Origin of the sequence: Pseudonocardia sp. ICBG1034 (genome assembly GCF_020131375.1) — a bacterium.
Lineage (GTDB): Bacteria > Actinomycetota > Actinomycetes > Mycobacteriales > Pseudonocardiaceae > Pseudonocardia > Pseudonocardia alni.
Genome location: NZ_JAHLEK010000015.1, coordinates 328,393 through 342,843 on the forward strand (window position 1 = coordinate 328,393; position 14,451 = coordinate 342,843).

Sequence of the window (14,451 nt, forward strand, 5' to 3'; positions counted from 1 at the left end):
GTACGCCGGGTAGGCGCCCGGGCCGACGGTCGAGGCGTCGCCGGAGGTCGGGGTGGCCGAGCAGAAGCTGCCGAAGCCGTGGGTCGGCAGGACGGAGGCGTCGGCGGGCAGTTCGGCGACCAGGTGCCGGACCGGGTGGTACCGCGCGTGGGTCAGGTCGACCGTGTCCTCGGCGGAGGTCGGGCCGGTCCGGCCGGTGGACCCGTGGAGCGTCGAGCCGCCGGTGAACACCGCGCCCGTGGCGCCGGTGGCGCCGGCCGGCGCGTAGGACAGGTGGTGGTGGGCCCGGCCGGGGTCAGGCGAGCGACAGGAACAGGCGCTCCATCTCGGCCATGTCGACCGACTGCTCGCCCTCGGCGCTCTCGGTCACGCACTGCCGGAGCCCGGTGGCGATGATCTTGAAGCCTGCCTTGTCGAGGGCGCGGGACGCCGCCGCCAGCTGGGTCACGACGTCCTTGCAGTCGCGGCCGTCCTCGATCATGCGGATCACGCCGGCGATCTGACCCTCCACGCGACGCAGGCGGCTGACCACGTCGGTGAGTTCTGTGGCTTCGACCTGCATGGAGGCTCCCTCGTCTCGTACCGGCCCGCGGGCGGCGCGGTCCCTGTGTGGCAAGGTACCCCCCGGGGTACCCTGCGGGTGCGACGTCGGCACAGGTGCTCAGTGCAGCAGCGTGAGCAGCCCTTCGAGTCCGCGGTGGAACGCGTCGCCGACGTGGGCCGCCCCGTCGATGTCGGCGCCGGACATCGCCCCGTCGCGCATCATCAGGAAGTGCTGGGCGGCGTGGTCCGGCCGCCCGCGTCGCGGCGAGGAGCCGAAGACCTGCGCGAACAGGTCGGTGAGGGTGGCGACGTACCAGGCGCGGTGCTCGGCGACGACCCGGCGGACGGGGTCCTCGGGATCGGGGAACTCGGCGGCGGCCTTCAGGAACGCGCATCCCCGGAACTCCGGCCGGGACAGGTCGTCGACCAGGGCGGTGCCGATCGCGCGGACGGCGCCGTCCGGGGTGGCCGCGGACCCGGCGGTCTCCTGCAGGGCGGCGCGGGTGTGGGCGTCGACGCCGCGCAGGTAGGCGACGACGAGCGACTCCTTCGACGGGAAGTGCCGGTAGAACGTGGCGCGTGTCGTCGGGGTCTCGGCGACGATCCGCTCGACCCCGACCGCCCGGATGCCCTCGCGGTAGAACAGCCCGCCGGCCGTCGCGAGCAGCCGCTCGCGCGCCTCGGAGCGTCCCGGCCCGGTCGACGCCGGGGTGGTGCCGGTGCTGTCCGCGGTGGCGTCGGACGTCGTGCGGATCACCCGAGCAGGCTAGCAGAAAGAACGATCGGTCTTGCGCATCGTGACGGCCGCTGCCATGCTCGCCGCAGCAAGGAAGAACGGTCTTTCTACCTGGAGGCGTCATGGCGAGCACCCACACCACCGACCGGACGGCGAACGGCCCGTCCTCCGCGCAGGGCGACGCGCCCGCCCTGCGGCGGCTCTACCTGGTGCGTTCCGGGTTCGCGGTGGTCTGGGCGGTCCTGCTGTTCCTGAACGCGTCGGACATCGGCCCGTCGACCGCGGCGCTGCTCGTGCTCTACCCGCTGTTCGACGTGGCCGCCGCCGTGGTCGACGCCCGCTCGTCACGGGCGACCGGAGCGGCCCCGGGCCTGTACGTCAACGTCGTCCTGAGTGCGCTCGCCGCGGTCGGGCTCGCCGTCGCCCTCGCCTCGGGCGTGCCGGCGGTGCTGCGGGTGTGGGGCGCCTGGGCGGTCGTCGCGGGGATCGTGCAGCTCGTCGTCGCGCTGCGGCGCCGGCGGCTGGGCGGGCAGGGCGCGATGATCGCCAGCGGGTCCCTGTCGGTGGTCGCGGGCACCTCGTTCGTCGTCATGGCGTCGGGTGCGGGGGCGTCGCTGTCGGGCGTCGCCGGCTACGCCCTGCTCGGCGGCGTCTTCTTCCTCGCCTCGGCGCTCCGGCTCGGCCGCGTGGTGGGAAGCCGCTGACCGGGTCCCCGGCGACCACGACGTCGAGCGGGCCGGAGCCGACGAGGAGAACCGTCGGTGCGTCCTCGGTATCGCGCCGGCGGTGCAGATGGGTGTGCCGACCGGTCCGTGGCTGGTGGTCTCGCTGTTCCTGACCGTCGCCGCCCTGGTGCCGACGATCGTCCGCTCCGGCTCGACGACGGGGGTCTGAGGGTGTCCGGCCCCGCGGACCGCCGTCGGCTCGCCCTGGCGTCGACGTCATCGCGCTGCTGCGCACCCTGTTCCAGTCCTCCCTCGGCGAGGTGGGCTCCGCCGTGGAGATCCGTCCCGCGACGGACCGGGAGGGCGCGACCGGATGACCGGCCCCTCCGTGCGGGGAGACTGACCCCCATGGGGACGGTCGCGCTGGCGGTGGAGGAGTTCGTCGCCGCCGAGGAGACCAACGCGGCGGGCGGGGCCGGCGGCAGGCCGGTGGACCTTCGTGCACACCGACAGGAACGAGGGCGGCGGCGAGTCCCGGCCGCGGATCCGGCTGGGCGAGCGGCCCGCGACCCGGCTCGCCACGGCCGCGGGACCGGTCATGCGGGCGGCCGACGCTGGTTCCTGGCGCGGCGCGAGCTTCGGCTCGATGGACGACAGCGAGGGACGGTCGTGGATACGCGCATGTGACACGGGGTGGAACGGAGGCGTCAGGCCTCGTGTCACTGCGTCTGCATTGAGTGACATGTGCAGACATGAACCCTGGCTTCCTCGCATACCCCGCTGTGAGGAGTACCGCTCGATGGCGATTCCACCTCCCGACGCCGTGCCGACTGGGAGAAGCGCGCCTTCTCCGGGTTCGCGCAGAGCGCCCGCGCCGGGCTGTTCAACGTGGACCAGTTCCGGCACGGCATCGAGAAGATGGACCCTGCCGAGTACCTGATCTCGAACTACTACGAGCACGGGGTCCACACGGTCGAGCACTACGCCGAGGCCGCGGGCGTGCCGGACCCGGCCGAGCTGGAGGCGCGGACCTGGCACTACCTGGAGAACCCCGACGCCCCGAGCGCGCGGGTGTGGACCCACGGGGTCCGGGTAGGCCGGGGTCCGACGGCTTCAACCCCGCAGGCCGTGTCCACGATCCCCGGAGGGGGTCGCACCCCACAGCCCACGAGGTGGCACCCGTGTTCCTGCACGTCCAGCGACTGTTGAACGAGATCGTCCCCGACGAGCCCGACCCCGCCGCGGCGAACGCGCTGCAGGAGGGGCTGGGCGGCCAGTTCGGCGAGATGCGCACGATGATGCAGTACCTGTTCCAGAGCTTCAACTTCCGCGGTCCGGACGGGAAGCCCTTCCGTGACCTGCTCTACGGCGTCGGCACCGAGGAGATCGGGCACGTCGAGCTGATCGCCACCACGATCGCCCGGCTCACCGACGGCTCGCCCCGCTACCAGGGCAGCGCGACCGACGACCTGGACACGCCCGGCGCAGGCGGGGCGACCCCGCTGAGCGCGGCCCTGACCGAGGGCAACATCCACCACTACCTGGTGGGGGCCCAGGGGGCACTGCCGGTCGACGCGCAGGGTGACCCGTGGACGGGCAAGTACGTCTACGACAGCGGCAACCTGCCGCTCAACCTGCTCTACAACCTCATGCTCGAGTCGACCGGCCGGCTGCAGAAGTGCCGGCTCTACGAGATGACGGCGAACAAGACGGCGCGCTCGACGATCGCGTACCTGATCGTGCGCGACCAGGCCCATGAGAACGCCTACGCCAAGGCGCTCGAGGCGCTCGGGGTCAACTGGAACACGTTGCTGCCGATCCCGAAGACGAACGCCGAGAAGTTCCCCGAGGTGGCGACGCTGCTGGAGCAGGGTCTGCAGAGCAAGCAGTACACGTTCAGCCTCGACCAGCTCTCCGAGGCCGGGAAGCTCTACCGCGGTCCGTCGCCGTCGAACGACGGGACGACGCTGTCGACCGCACAGGCGCCCGACGGCGTCCCGATGGACATCGCCGTCGAACGGCCCGAGGAGTTCGGACCGGGACTCGACCCGGAGCTGCTGGCGATGGTCCAGGCCGTCGCCGAGATGGAGGCCGACGAGCCCGCAGGACAGTGGGGTCGCGTCGGCTGACGCACGTCCGGGCGGACGGGGCGGGACCGGGCGCGGTTCCGCCCCGTCGTCGTGCAGAACCGCCGACTCGGCGACGACACCATATCGTGTGAATATCTGACGCTCGGTGATTGTTCCCCACGATGGTGTTCTGAGCTTGATGGGCACCTTTCCCGCCATTACGGTTCTTCTCAGCCGGTCCGGGCTCCCCCCTTTGTCGTCGGGCCGGCACGTGCCCGGATCCGAATGGATCCGTGACTCACCAGGAGAAGACTGTGCAGAAGAAGAAGGCCGGTTTCGTCGCCGCCGTGTCCGCCGTCGCCCTGATCGGCCTGTCGCCGCTGGCGTTCGCCGGCTCGGACAGCGTCATCGACAAGGACGCCAAGGGCCTCGTCGCGGGTGCCAACGGCAACAACGCCCAGGTCCCGGTCCAGGCGTGCAACAACAACGTGCCGGTCAACGTCCTGGGTGTCCAGGTTCCGGTCGAGGACGCCGCTGCGGGCAACGGCCTGACCGGTGCCGCCGGCATCGCGGGCAAGGGCAAGGCCGTGTCGGGCGACTCCGCCACCGACCAGTCCGACACCTGCGGCCAGGAGGCCGGCGCGGGCGACTCGGTCAACTGACCGACTCCTCGTCGCTGACGTGCCCCGGGACCCTCGCGGTCCCGGGGCACGTCCGTGTCCGGGGCAGGGTTGCGTGACCACCCGCCGTGGTCGTCGTCGCCGGTCCCGGTGCCGATGCGGGCAGTTCGCCCGATCGCATTCGACCCGATCGTGGGAGTATCCGAACGGAAAGTAATTCGACCACCCGATGGTGGTAGAAGAATTGTTCGGGCTCTCCCGCGCAGCTAGATTCGCAGCCAGTCGGCACGGGCTCCCCCTTTTTTGTCAGCGTGCCGTCATGGAACGGGGCCTTCACCACGGCCCTGAGACCTCATCAGGAGAAGAACTGTGCTGAAGAAGGCCGGAATCATCGTCGCGGCGTCCGCCGCGTCCCTGCTCGCCGTCTCCCCGCTGGCCTTCGCCGGCGACTACGCGGGCGACTCCGCCAAGGACGGCAAGCACCACGGCTCGCACGAGTCGGGCCACATCGACAAGGACGCCAAGGGCCTCGTCTCCGGCCTGAACGGCAACAACGTCAACGTGCCGATCCAGGTCTGCAACAACAACATCCCGGTCAACGTGCTGGGCGTGCAGGTCCCGGTCGAGGACGCGAACCTGCTGAGCGGCGTCACCGGCGCCCTCGGCCTCGGTGGCAAGGCCAAGGCGGTCTCCGGCGACTCGGTCACCGACCAGTCCGACAGCTGCGGCCAGACCTCCGGCGCGGGCGACTCGGTCAACTGACCTTCCCGTACCCCGACGTGCCCCGGGACCGTGTGGTCCCGGGGCACCGTCGTGTCCGGGGTCAGCCGCCGGCCCGGCGTGCCTCGCGACGCCGGCGCGCCCCGTCCCGGCGGCAGCGCTCGATGTCGGTCGACGGGACCGGGACCGGACACCGGTGCTCGTCCATCGCGACCTGGTCGAGCAGCTTCAGGATCGCACCGCCGTGGACGTTGCCGGAGAAGTTCGCCATGTCCGGCGTCATCAGCACGGTCATCGTGAGCTGATGGCGGGGCAGGCCGCCGGGCGCGGTCACGTCGCCACCGCCAGGATCTCCCGGGTCACCGTCTCCCAGGCCGCCGACAGCGGGTCCACCACCGCGAAGTGGTCGCAGCCGGGCAGCTCGACCAGCCGCACCGACGGGTGCCGGCCGGCGTAGGAGCGGGAGACGGCCGGCGGGACGCGGTCGTCGGCGTCGCCGTGCACGATCGTCACCGGCCCCGGCGGGGGCGGGCCCGCCGCCGGGTCCAGGTCGGTGCGCCCGGCCGCCGGGCCACCGAGGTAGGCGCGGACCGCGCCGTCGCCGAGGTCCTCCGCGTCGGCCAGCGCCAGGTCCGCGACCGGGGCGAGCGGCACCGTCGCCCGCACCAGCGACGGCTCGACGGCCGCGGCGTGCAGCACCAGGTGCCCGCCCGCGGAGTGTCCCACCGCGACGACCGGTCCCGCGACGGCGCGGGCGGCCCGCAGACCGGCGAGCACGTCGGCGACCGTCGCGTCCGGGTCGCCGGGCACCCGGCGGTACTCCAGCGAGGCCACCGGCAGCCCCAGCGCGTTCAGGGCGGCCGCCATGGGTCGCAGGTGCACCCGGTCGAACCGGGGCCGCCAGAACCCGCCGTGCACCAGCACGACCAGCGGACGCCCGGGCGCGCCGTCCGGCCACAGCTCCATGACCTGGTCGGGATCGTCGCCGACGGCGACGGTGCGGGGCGGCTCGGGGGCCGGGCGGGACAGGACCGATCCGTTCACGACCGGTGGTCTAGCACGGATCACGCCGCCGGGCGTGCCGTGGCGGCCCGCCGCCGGCCGGCCTTGCGCAGCTCGAGCACCGCGACCGCGGCCACCGGCACCAGCACCGCCGCCGCCCACTGCGGACCGGTCAGCAGGGTCAGCCGCAGCGTCTCCCGCAGCACCGGCACCGTCATGACCACCCACACCGCCACGGCGGTCACCACCGTCCACCAGGGCAGGAACCGGTTCGCGAACAGCCCCGCCCGCAGCACCGGTGTCCGCTCGGTGCGCATCACCCAGGCCAGCGCCAGGTGCCCGGACAGCCAGGCCACGAACGCGACCGTCTGCGAGGCGGTCAGCAGGTACAGCCCGCCGACGGCGACGAACAGCGCCGCCGCCCCCGCGGCGAGGTCGCCGAGCAGGGCCCGGTCCAGGAAGCGTGCACCCGGGTCGCGTGGTGGGCGGGTCATGGCGTCGCGCTCGGCGGGTTCCGCGGCGAAGGTCGCGCTCCCCGCGATGTCCATGAACATCTCCAGCACCACGATCTGGATCGGGGTGAACGGTACGGCCATCCCGCTGAGCACCCCTGCGGCGACGGTCGCGACCAGCGCGGCCTTGCAGGCCAGGTAGTAGGCGACGCCCTTGCGCAGGTTCCCGTGCAGCGTGCGGCCCTCGTGCAGGGCCCGGGTGAGGGTGGAGACGTCGTCGTCGGCCAGGACCAGCCCGGCCGCCTCGCGCGCCACGTCGGTGCCCGACGAGCCCATGGCCACGCCGACGTCGGCCCGGGCGAGCGCGGGGGCGTCGTTCACGCCGTCCCCGGTCACCGCCACCACCTCCCCGCCGGCCTGCAGCGCCGTGACCAGGCGCAGCTTGTGCGCGGGCGAGACCCGGGCGAACACCGGCGTCGACGCGGCGGCGGCGGCCAGCGTCGCGTCGTCGAGACCGTCGAGGTCGCGGCCGGTCAGCACCGGGTCCGGGTCGATCCCGACCTCCGCGGCGACGGCCCGGGCGCAGGCGGGGTGGTCGCCGGTCACCATCACCACCCGCACCCCGGCCCGCCGCGCGGCGGCGACGGCCTCGGCGGCGCCCGGGCGCGGCGGGTCGGACAGCGCCACGAGCCCGGCGAGGACGAGGTCGCGCTCGGCGTCGCCGACCGTCGCCGGGACCTGCGCCGCCGGCCTGCTCGCCACCGCGATCACCCGCAGGCCGCGGGCGGCGAGCGCTGCCACCCGGCCCGCGGTCCCCGGCGACGGCGCCGCGCAGCGGGCCAGCACCGACTCCGGCGAGCCGGTGGTCACCACCGTGGCGGTGCCGGACGCGCCGGCGGGCAGGACGACCGTCATCGTCTCCCGGCCGGGGTCGAACGGGAACCGGGCGACGGGTTCGGCGGGTGTCGGCAGGCCCCGGTCGCGGGCCGCGACGAGGAACGCGACGTCGGTCGGGTCACCGGACCAGCCGCCGTCGGGCTCGGGGGCGGTCTCGGTGCAGGCCGCGCCGAGGCCGAGCAGGGTGTCCTCGTCGACGCCCGGGGCCGGTTCGACCCGCGTGACGGCCATCCGGTTGCGGGTGAGCGTGCCGGTCTTGTCGGTGGCGAGCACCGTCACCAGCCCGAGGGCCTCCGCCGCGCGCAGCCGCCGGACCAGCCCGCGCCGCCGCGACAGCCGGTGCGCGCCGAGCCCGAGCACCAGGCTGACGATGATCGGCAGCTCCTCCGGGACCGTTGCGAAGGCCAGGGTGAGCCCGGTCAGCACCATCTCCCGCCACGGCCGCCCGCTCAGCACGCCGATCAGCGGGACGAGCACGCTGAACGCGATCGCCAGTGTCGCGAGGCTGCCGGCGAGCTCGCGCATGGCCTGCTGCAGCGCGGTCCGGGGCGGCCGCGCGGCGACGACGAGCCCGGTCAGCGTGCCCAGCTCGGTGGCCGTCCCCGTCGCGACGACGACGCCGCGGGCCCGCCCGGCGACGACCGTCGTCCCGGCGAACACCAGGTTCGCCCGCTCGGCCAGCGCGGTCTCGCCGGAGAGCACCCGGGCGGCGTCCTTGGGGGCGGCGACGGGCTCCCCGGTGAGGGTCGACTCGTCGACGCGCAGCCCCCAGGTCTCGACCAGACGCAGGTCGGCGGGCACCCGCGAGCCCGCGGCCAGCGGCACGAGGTCGCCGGGGACGATGTCGTCGACCCCGACCGAGAGGGTGCTGCCGTCACGCACCACCGGCGTCGTCGGGGCGGTGAGCTCGCCGAGCGAGGCGATGACCGACTTCGCGCGGAACTCGGCGAACACCTCGACCCCGACGACCGCCGCGATGATCACGACGACGGCGACGGTGTCGTCGAACCGCCCCCAGACGCCGTAGAGCACCGCGATCGCCGCGAGCAGCAGCATCATCGGCTCGGTGACCTCGTCGGCGAGCACCCGCAGGAAGGTGACCCGACGCGGGACGACCCACCGGTTGGGGCCGTGCCGCCCCCTCCGCGCCGCGGCCTCGGCGCCGGTGAGGCCCCGCAGCGCGTCCGTACCGAGGTCGTCGACCACGGCCGCACCGGTCGCGGCGTGCGCCCCGCTGCTCACGGGCTCAGTCCGTACGCGGTGGCAGGTCGGGGGCCACGCCCTCGGCGCGGTAGACGGCGGCGGTGAACGCGTCGAGCGCGCGCCGGCAGCGGTCCAGGAGGGCCTCGGCGTCCTTGCCGCGCTCGTCGGGGAAGAAGTCCCGGGACGAGATCGTGGCCAGCCAGCGGGTGAGCCGCTCCAGGTCCTGCTCGTTCTCCTCCAGCTCGGCGAAGGAGTAGTTGTCCCGGGAGGACTCCTTCTCCAGCTCCGCCAGCAGTGCGTCGCCGCGCTCGGTGAACTCGGCGAACTCCTTGCCGCGCTCGGCGCGGATCCGGGCGACGATGCCGTCGTCGCTGCTTCCGGCGGCGACGTCGAGCGCGTATGCGGTCCCGCCGGACTCGCGGACGTAGGCCGCGAGCCCCTCCAGGAACGTGCGGTGCTCGCCGGTCGCCGGCAGCACCCAGGCGCCGTTCTGCAGGCCGACCGCGCCCGCGGCGCGGGCCCGGCGCCACAGTGTGACCCGGGGGCTCGAGGGGGAGGCGGGCAGTTGCGCGAGCAGCAGGACCCAGCCACCGGGCGGCGCATCGGTCATGCCCGGGGACGGTACCGGCCGGCACCGGTGTGCAACAGGTGTTTCGTCGGGTGCGGCGCCGCCGTCGGGTGCGGCAGGCTGGGGCCATGCCCGCCCCCGCCCACCGTCTCGGCCTCGGCCTGGCCGCGATCGCCCGCCCCGCCTACATCACCTCCGGCCGCGCCGACGAGCTCGGCGACGACCGCGACGTCGCCACCCTGCGCGACCGCTCCCGCGCCCTGCTCGACGCCGCGTACGCCGCGGGCGTCCGCTACCTCGACGTCGCCCGCTCCTACGGCCGCGCCGAGGAGTTCCTCGCCGGCTGGCTCGCCGACCGGCCCGAGGCCACCGGCGGTGGGGACCCCGTCGAGATCGGCTCGAAGTGGGGCTACCGCTACGTGGGCGGGTGGCGGACCGACGCCGACACCCACGAGGTCAAGGACCACTCGCTCGACGCCTTCACCGAGCAGTACGCGCTGAGCCACGAGCTGCTCGGCGACCACCTCGGGACCTACCACGTGCACTCCGCGACGCTCGACACCGGCGTCCTCGACGACGGGCGCGTCCACCGCGCGATGGCCCACCTGCGCGACCGGGGGATCCGGGTCGGCATCTCCACCTCCGGCCCCGCCCAGGGCGACGCGGTGCGCCGGGCGCTGGACGTCCGGGTGGACGGCGAGCCGCTGTTCACCTCGTTCCAGAGCACCTGGAACCCGCTCGAACCCTCGGTGGGCCCGGCGCTGGCCGAGGCCGCCGACGCCGGGGCCCGGGTGATCGTGAAGGAGGTCTTCGCGAACGGCAGGCTCGCCCCGGGCGGTGAGGACGGCACCGAGGGCGCCCGCGCGGCCGCGGCGCTCGCCGCGCGGACCGGGATCGGGCTGGACCGGATCGCCGTCGCCGCGGCGCTGGCGAACCCGTGGGCGTGGCGGGTGCTGCTCGGCCCGGTCGGGACCGACCAGCTCGCCTCGAACCTCGCGGGCGCGGAGCTCACGCTGCCCGCGGACGCGGCCGAGGAGCTCGCCGCGCTGGCCGAACCGGCCGAGCACTACTGGGCCACCCGCTCCGCGCGCCCCTGGAGCTGACCCCGCGTTTCCCGGCGGACATACGCTCGTTTACCTTCCAGCCACCTTGCGGTCGGAGTCGGCGTCGTCCGCCGATGCCGCCCGGCCGCGTGGTGAGGAGGAGGGGACATGACCGCCCAGGACCATCTCGCACGGGGCCGCGGCGCCCAGGGACGCGGCGCGCACAGCGCCGACGACGACCCGGCCACGGTCGTCATCCCGCGCTGCACCGAGGACGCCGGGACCGGTCCGCGGCCCGCGGCGGCGCCCGGGGCCGCGAGCCCGGCCCGCGCGGAGCCGTCGCCCGAGGCCCAGGCCGCCGCGCCGGGCGCACCACACCTGGCGCTGCTGCGTCGCGGGCCGGTCGTCGGCACCGCCGCCGCGATCGTCGCCGTGCTGGCGCTGGCCCACTACGGCGCCGCCGTCTACGGCATCGGGCGGCCCGGCTTCGAGATCCCCGCCCCGATCCGGCTGGGCACCGAGCTGAACATCTCGACCTGGTTCAGCTCGGCGATGCACCTGACCAACGCGGCGCTGCTCGCGCTGATCGCGGCGAACTCGGTGCGTCGCGAGCGGTGGCGCTGGATCCTGCTCAGCCTGTCCTGCGCGGTCGTCGCGATGGACGAGACCGCGGCCAACCACGAACAGGTCGGCTGGATCATCCACACCACGCTCGGCACGAGCGGCTTCCTGACCTACGCCTGGATCATCCCGGCCGCGGTGCTCGTCGCCGTCGTCGCGGCGCTGTGCCTGCCGATGGTGCTGCGCCGGCCGGGGGCCTGGCTCGTCGTCGCCGGGGCGGCGGTGTTCCTGCTCGGCGCGGTCGGGCTGGAGTCGGCCGGTGGGGCCCTGTTCGAGCAGACCGGTGACGTTCAGTCCTTCACCTACAACGTCCTGGCCGGCACCGAGGAGACCTTCGAGATGGCCGGTCTGGTCATCGCGATGGCGGGGCTGCTCCGCATGGCGGGCGGCAGCGGCCTGCGGATCGCCGGCGCCGGGTTCGTCGACCGGTCCCGCTGACCCACCCGCACACGACGACGGGCCCCGGTGATCCGGGGCCCCGTCGGCGTGTGTGCGTGCGGTGCTCAGCCCACCCGCGAGTGCTCCTTCGCCTCGGCCAGGCGCAGCACCAGGTCGGCGCGTCCGGACTCGATGTCCAGTGCGGACCGCAACCGCGGCAGCGCGTGGTCGGTGATCCGGGTGCGCAGCGCAGCGAGGTCGGCACCGTCGTCCGCGGTCACCTCCAGGTGGATCTCCGGACGGCGGCGGTCGCCGACGAGCGCGGCGGCGGCCCGCTGGACGCCGTCGTAGTTCTCGATGTCGGCGGCCAGTGCATCCGCGGCGTGGTCGGAGTGGATCCGGGTCGTCCCGGCGTCGCGGCCCGCCACCTGTGCGGACGGCAGTGTCCACGCCGAGGTGCGCGGCCTGCGCCGGGCCTGGGCGAGCAGCCAGCGCAGCGCCAGCAGCCCGACCACGACGGCGACGGCGAGCGTCACCCACGGCGCCCACTCGGGCAGCGTGAGATCGGCGGGCAGCAGCGGGACCGACGGGTCGATCCCGGGGAGCACCTGGCGCAGGACGCCGGTGCCGAACAGCAGCCCGAACACGCCCGCGGCGAGCAGGACGAGGCCGATCAGGAACAGCAGGGTCCGGTTGAGCCGGGCCGGTGGGGTCGCGCTGGCCATCACGCCTCCTTCTGCTTCGTGCCGGTCACGGACACCGTGACCCTGGGGCTGCGTGCCGGTCCGACGGCGTCGAGCCGCTGCGCGACCGCACTGCGGACCCGGTCACGCAGGTCCGCACGCTCGCCGAACGCGGCGTGCGCGGTGACGGCGGCGCGGCGCCCGGTGCTCTTCACCGACGCCTTGGTGACGCCGTCGACGCCGGTGGCGGCGTCGGCCAGCGCCCGGTTGAGGCTGCGCCGGGTGATCCCGGAGTCGAGGTGCTCGGCTCCGCCCGCCGAGGTCAGCGGGAACACGGTCGGGGTGCCCGGCCGCAGTGCGACCACGACGAGCACCAGCCCGACCAGCGCCACCAGACCGGACACGACGAGCACGGGCACGTCGGCTCCGGTGAACCCGGCGACGGTGGACCCCAGCACGCCGAAGTCGACGATCGGCTGCTGCCCGAGGAGCAGCTGTACGACCGCGACGGCGACGACGACGCAGAGCGCGAGCAGGACCAGCGCCACGATGCCCGCGGCGAGGGACTTGCGGGGGCGGCGGATCATTCGAGCTCCCTCGCGGCCGGCCGGGCGGCGCCCGGGACGGTGAGCGCGGTGACGACGATGTCGACCCGCGCGACGGACAACCCGGTCAGCGCCTCGACCTGCCGCACGACGTGCGCGCGGGCGCGGTCGCAGACCGCGGCCACCGGGGACGGGTAGGCGACCGAGATCCGCGCGTCGATCCGGGTCGACTGCCCGGAGACGGTCGCCTCGACGCGGGGGTGGCCGCCGGAGTCGTCACGGCCGAGCATCCGCCCGACCGTGCCGGTGGTGCCACCGACCCCCTCGGTCTCCTCCAGGGCCCCGAGCGCGATCTTCTGCACGACCTGGTCGGCGACGTCGATCCGGCCGCGCTCCTCCGGGGCCGTGCCGCCGGAGCCGTCGGCACCCGCGGAGCCGGTGCCGGTGTCGATCGTGCGGGTCGGGGTGTCGTCCGGCGGGGGAGGAGCGAGGCGGGTGGCCCGGATCGTGTCCGGGTCCCCGGTCGCCGTCCCCGTCGGCTCGACGGTGCTCACCGGCTTCACCGGACCTTGTCGCGGCCGCGCCCGGACAGCCCCGACCGCTCGGAGAGCTCGGACAGGTCGAGGTCGCCGTCGAGCCAGCGGCCGACGGCGAGGCCGATCGCGCCGAGGATCAGGGCGAGGACGAACCCGCCGAAGCCGCCGACGATGCCGGCGATGGCCAGGAGGAGACCGGCGATCAGGCCGATCTGCGTGTTGGTGGACAGGGACATCACAGTCACGTCCTTCGAGACGAGGAGGTACCGGACGTCCGGGGATGTGGGCGGGCGTCCGGGCGGGTCAGGAGGTGGCCGCGGGAGGGACCGGGAGCTCGCCGGTGGCGGGTGCCGAGTCCGACGGCCGGATCGGCGTCGACTCGGTGGGGCCGGCGTAGTCGCCGACCACCACGTCCACCCGCGCGCCCCCGACGACCGGGAGCAGCGCGGTGCGGACCTGGCGGTCGATCTCGGCCACGGAGGCCGGGTAGCGGCCGACCACGTGCACCTCGACGGCCGGGGCCGTGGGGTCCACGCGGATGCCGCTCACCCGGCGTCCGGGCAGGTAGGTGGCGATCTCACCGAACCGGCCGCCGTGCAGCTGTGCGACGCCGGGGCAACCCAGCACCGCGTCGGCGATCCGGTCGGTGTCGACCGCACCCGTGGCGACGATCCCGTCGCCGTCCGCGGCGACGCGGGCGCTCACGCCACCCGCGAGGTGGACTCGATCTTCTTCGGCTCCTCGTCCTTGCCGTCGTCCTCGGACGGCAGGTGGACGTCGTCGACCGAGATGTTGACCTCGACGACCTCGAGCCCGGTCATCCGCTCCAGGGCGGAGATGACGTTGCGGCGCACGGCCTTCGCCAGGTCGGCGATGGAGACGCCGTACTCGACGACGACGTTGATGTCGACGGCGGCCTGCTTCTCGCCGACCTCGACCGACACACCCTGCGAGGCGTTGGTGGTGCCACCCGGGATGCGCTCGCGCAGCGCGCCGAACGCGCGGGCCGCGCCGCCGCCGAGGGCGTAGATGCCGCTGACCTCGCGGGCCGCCAGACCGGCGATCTTCGAGACGACCGTCTCGGCGATGCGGGTGCTGCCGTGCTCGGACTGCAGGGCGGACGGGGTGCCGGTGACGGCGGGGGCCTTGGTCTCGGTGGTGCTCATGTGC

17 protein-coding genes and 2 pseudogenes are annotated in these 14,451 nt (G+C 74.4%); 7 read left to right on the plus strand and 12 right to left on the minus strand.

Features of this window, described 5'->3' with window-relative positions; genetic code table 11:
• Positions 1-295 precede the first annotated feature (295 nt).
• Together KPF22_RS03115 and KPF22_RS03120 are read right to left on the minus strand one after the other, a co-directional pair.
• Positions 296-562 carry a metal-sensitive transcriptional regulator gene (locus KPF22_RS03115; protein WP_224401180.1) on the minus strand — a complete coding sequence of 89 codons (267 nt, stop codon included), beginning with the start codon at positions 560-562 and terminating at the stop codon, positions 296-298.
• A 99-nt stretch (positions 563-661) separates the two neighbouring features.
• Positions 662-1,300 (minus strand): TetR/AcrR family transcriptional regulator, encoded by a 639-nt coding sequence (locus KPF22_RS03120; protein ID WP_224401181.1) that lies wholly within the window; start codon positions 1,298-1,300, stop codon positions 662-664.
• 101 nt (positions 1,301-1,401) lie between these two features.
• On the opposite strand from KPF22_RS03120, the gene KPF22_RS03125 reads away from it, so the two are divergent.
• The 5 genes and pseudogenes from KPF22_RS03125 (at position 1,402) to KPF22_RS03145 (ending at position 5,395) form a co-directional block, all read left to right on the plus strand.
• A complete protein-coding gene (locus KPF22_RS03125) occupies positions 1,402-1,983 on the plus strand; it encodes a hypothetical protein (RefSeq protein ID WP_224401182.1) in 582 nt (193 codons plus the stop codon).
• Between the two features lie 789 nt (positions 1,984-2,772).
• A pseudogene (locus tag KPF22_RS03130) lies at positions 2,773-3,153 on the plus strand (hypothetical protein); the annotation flags it as partial.
• Positions 3,126-4,073, plus strand: coding sequence for a manganese catalase family protein (locus tag KPF22_RS03135; RefSeq protein WP_224401183.1), 948 nt, complete (start codon positions 3,126-3,128; stop codon positions 4,071-4,073). The pseudogene KPF22_RS03130 and the gene KPF22_RS03135, both read left to right, overlap by 28 nt.
• Before the next feature lie 254 nt (positions 4,074-4,327).
• Positions 4,328-4,675: a hypothetical protein gene (locus KPF22_RS03140; protein WP_062398646.1), complete on the plus strand. Its 348-nt coding sequence runs from the start codon at positions 4,328-4,330 to the stop codon at positions 4,673-4,675.
• A gap of 327 nt (positions 4,676-5,002) precedes the next feature.
• Positions 5,003-5,395, plus strand: a complete 393-nt coding sequence (locus tag KPF22_RS03145) for a hypothetical protein (RefSeq protein WP_224401184.1) — start codon at positions 5,003-5,005, stop codon at positions 5,393-5,395.
• A 166-nt stretch (positions 5,396-5,561) separates the two neighbouring features.
• On the opposite strand, the pseudogene KPF22_RS33550 reads toward KPF22_RS03145, so the two are convergent.
• From KPF22_RS33550 to KPF22_RS03165, 4 genes and pseudogenes are all read right to left on the minus strand, one after another.
• Positions 5,562-5,648, minus strand: a pseudogene (locus tag KPF22_RS33550) (acyl-CoA thioesterase); the annotation flags it as partial.
• 35 nt (positions 5,649-5,683) lie between these two features.
• Positions 5,684-6,397 carry a S9 family peptidase gene (locus KPF22_RS03155; RefSeq protein ID WP_224401186.1) on the minus strand — a complete coding sequence of 238 codons (714 nt, stop codon included), beginning with the start codon at positions 6,395-6,397 and terminating at the stop codon, positions 5,684-5,686.
• A gap of 20 nt (positions 6,398-6,417) precedes the next feature.
• Positions 6,418-8,946, minus strand: coding sequence for a cation-transporting P-type ATPase (locus KPF22_RS03160; protein ID WP_224401187.1), 2,529 nt, complete (start codon positions 8,944-8,946; stop codon positions 6,418-6,420).
• A 4-nt stretch (positions 8,947-8,950) separates the two neighbouring features.
• Positions 8,951-9,517: a Chromate resistance protein ChrB gene (locus tag KPF22_RS03165; protein WP_224401188.1), complete on the minus strand. Its 567-nt coding sequence runs from the start codon at positions 9,515-9,517 to the stop codon at positions 8,951-8,953.
• An 86-nt stretch (positions 9,518-9,603) separates the two neighbouring features.
• Between KPF22_RS03165 and KPF22_RS03170 the strand changes: the two genes are divergently transcribed.
• Both KPF22_RS03170 and KPF22_RS03175 read left to right on the plus strand, forming a co-directional pair.
• Positions 9,604-10,578, plus strand: a complete 975-nt coding sequence (locus tag KPF22_RS03170) for an aldo/keto reductase (protein ID WP_208822842.1) — start codon at positions 9,604-9,606, stop codon at positions 10,576-10,578.
• A 108-nt stretch (positions 10,579-10,686) separates the two neighbouring features.
• Positions 10,687-11,577, plus strand: coding sequence for a hypothetical protein (locus tag KPF22_RS03175; RefSeq protein ID WP_224401189.1), 891 nt, complete (start codon positions 10,687-10,689; stop codon positions 11,575-11,577).
• Positions 11,578-11,642: 65 nt separating this feature from the next.
• Here the strand turns inward: KPF22_RS03175 and KPF22_RS03180 are convergent, their stop codons facing one another.
• From KPF22_RS03180 to KPF22_RS03205, 6 genes are all read right to left on the minus strand, one after another.
• Positions 11,643-12,242, minus strand: coding sequence for an alkaline shock response membrane anchor protein AmaP (locus tag KPF22_RS03180; protein ID WP_208822847.1), 600 nt, complete (start codon positions 12,240-12,242; stop codon positions 11,643-11,645).
• Positions 12,242-12,787, minus strand: a complete 546-nt coding sequence (locus KPF22_RS03185) for a DUF6286 domain-containing protein (RefSeq protein ID WP_208822849.1) — start codon at positions 12,785-12,787, stop codon at positions 12,242-12,244. The genes KPF22_RS03180 and KPF22_RS03185 overlap by 1 nt, the downstream gene beginning before the upstream one ends.
• Entirely contained in the window at positions 12,784-13,299 is a 516-nt protein-coding gene (locus KPF22_RS03190) for an Asp23/Gls24 family envelope stress response protein (protein ID WP_224401190.1), read from the minus strand. The genes KPF22_RS03185 and KPF22_RS03190 overlap by 4 nt, the downstream gene beginning before the upstream one ends.
• 5 nt (positions 13,300-13,304) lie before the next feature.
• Positions 13,305-13,517 (minus strand): hypothetical protein, encoded by a 213-nt coding sequence (locus tag KPF22_RS03195; RefSeq protein WP_062398628.1) that lies wholly within the window; start codon positions 13,515-13,517, stop codon positions 13,305-13,307.
• A 67-nt stretch (positions 13,518-13,584) separates the two neighbouring features.
• Positions 13,585-13,986 (minus strand): hypothetical protein, encoded by a 402-nt coding sequence (locus tag KPF22_RS03200; RefSeq protein WP_202968050.1) that lies wholly within the window; start codon positions 13,984-13,986, stop codon positions 13,585-13,587.
• Positions 13,983-14,447, minus strand: coding sequence for an Asp23/Gls24 family envelope stress response protein (locus KPF22_RS03205; protein ID WP_208822851.1), 465 nt, complete (start codon positions 14,445-14,447; stop codon positions 13,983-13,985). The genes KPF22_RS03200 and KPF22_RS03205 overlap by 4 nt, the downstream gene beginning before the upstream one ends.
• Between the last annotated feature and the right edge of the window lie 4 nt (positions 14,448-14,451).

Coding starts and splice junctions, on each gene's coding strand:
- KPF22_RS03185 (WP_208822849.1), bottom strand. CDS start 12,787: ATGATCCGCCGCCCCCGCAAGTCCCTCGCCGCGGGCATCGTGGCGCTG.
- KPF22_RS03125 (WP_224401182.1), top strand. CDS start 1,402: ATGGCGAGCACCCACACCACCGACCGGACGGCGAACGGCCCGTCCTCC.
- KPF22_RS03180 (WP_208822847.1), bottom strand. CDS start 12,242: ATGGCCAGCGCGACCCCACCGGCCCGGCTCAACCGGACCCTGCTGTTC.
- KPF22_RS03115 (WP_224401180.1), bottom strand. CDS start 562: ATGCAGGTCGAAGCCACAGAACTCACCGACGTGGTCAGCCGCCTGCGT.
- KPF22_RS03195 (WP_062398628.1), bottom strand. CDS start 13,517: ATGTCCCTGTCCACCAACACGCAGATCGGCCTGATCGCCGGTCTCCTC.
- KPF22_RS03170 (WP_208822842.1), top strand. CDS start 9,604: ATGCCCGCCCCCGCCCACCGTCTCGGCCTCGGCCTGGCCGCGATCGCC.
- KPF22_RS03205 (WP_208822851.1), bottom strand. CDS start 14,447: ATGAGCACCACCGAGACCAAGGCCCCCGCCGTCACCGGCACCCCGTCC.
- KPF22_RS03165 (WP_224401188.1), bottom strand. CDS start 9,517: ATGACCGATGCGCCGCCCGGTGGCTGGGTCCTGCTGCTCGCGCAACTG.
- KPF22_RS03175 (WP_224401189.1), top strand. CDS start 10,687: ATGACCGCCCAGGACCATCTCGCACGGGGCCGCGGCGCCCAGGGACGC.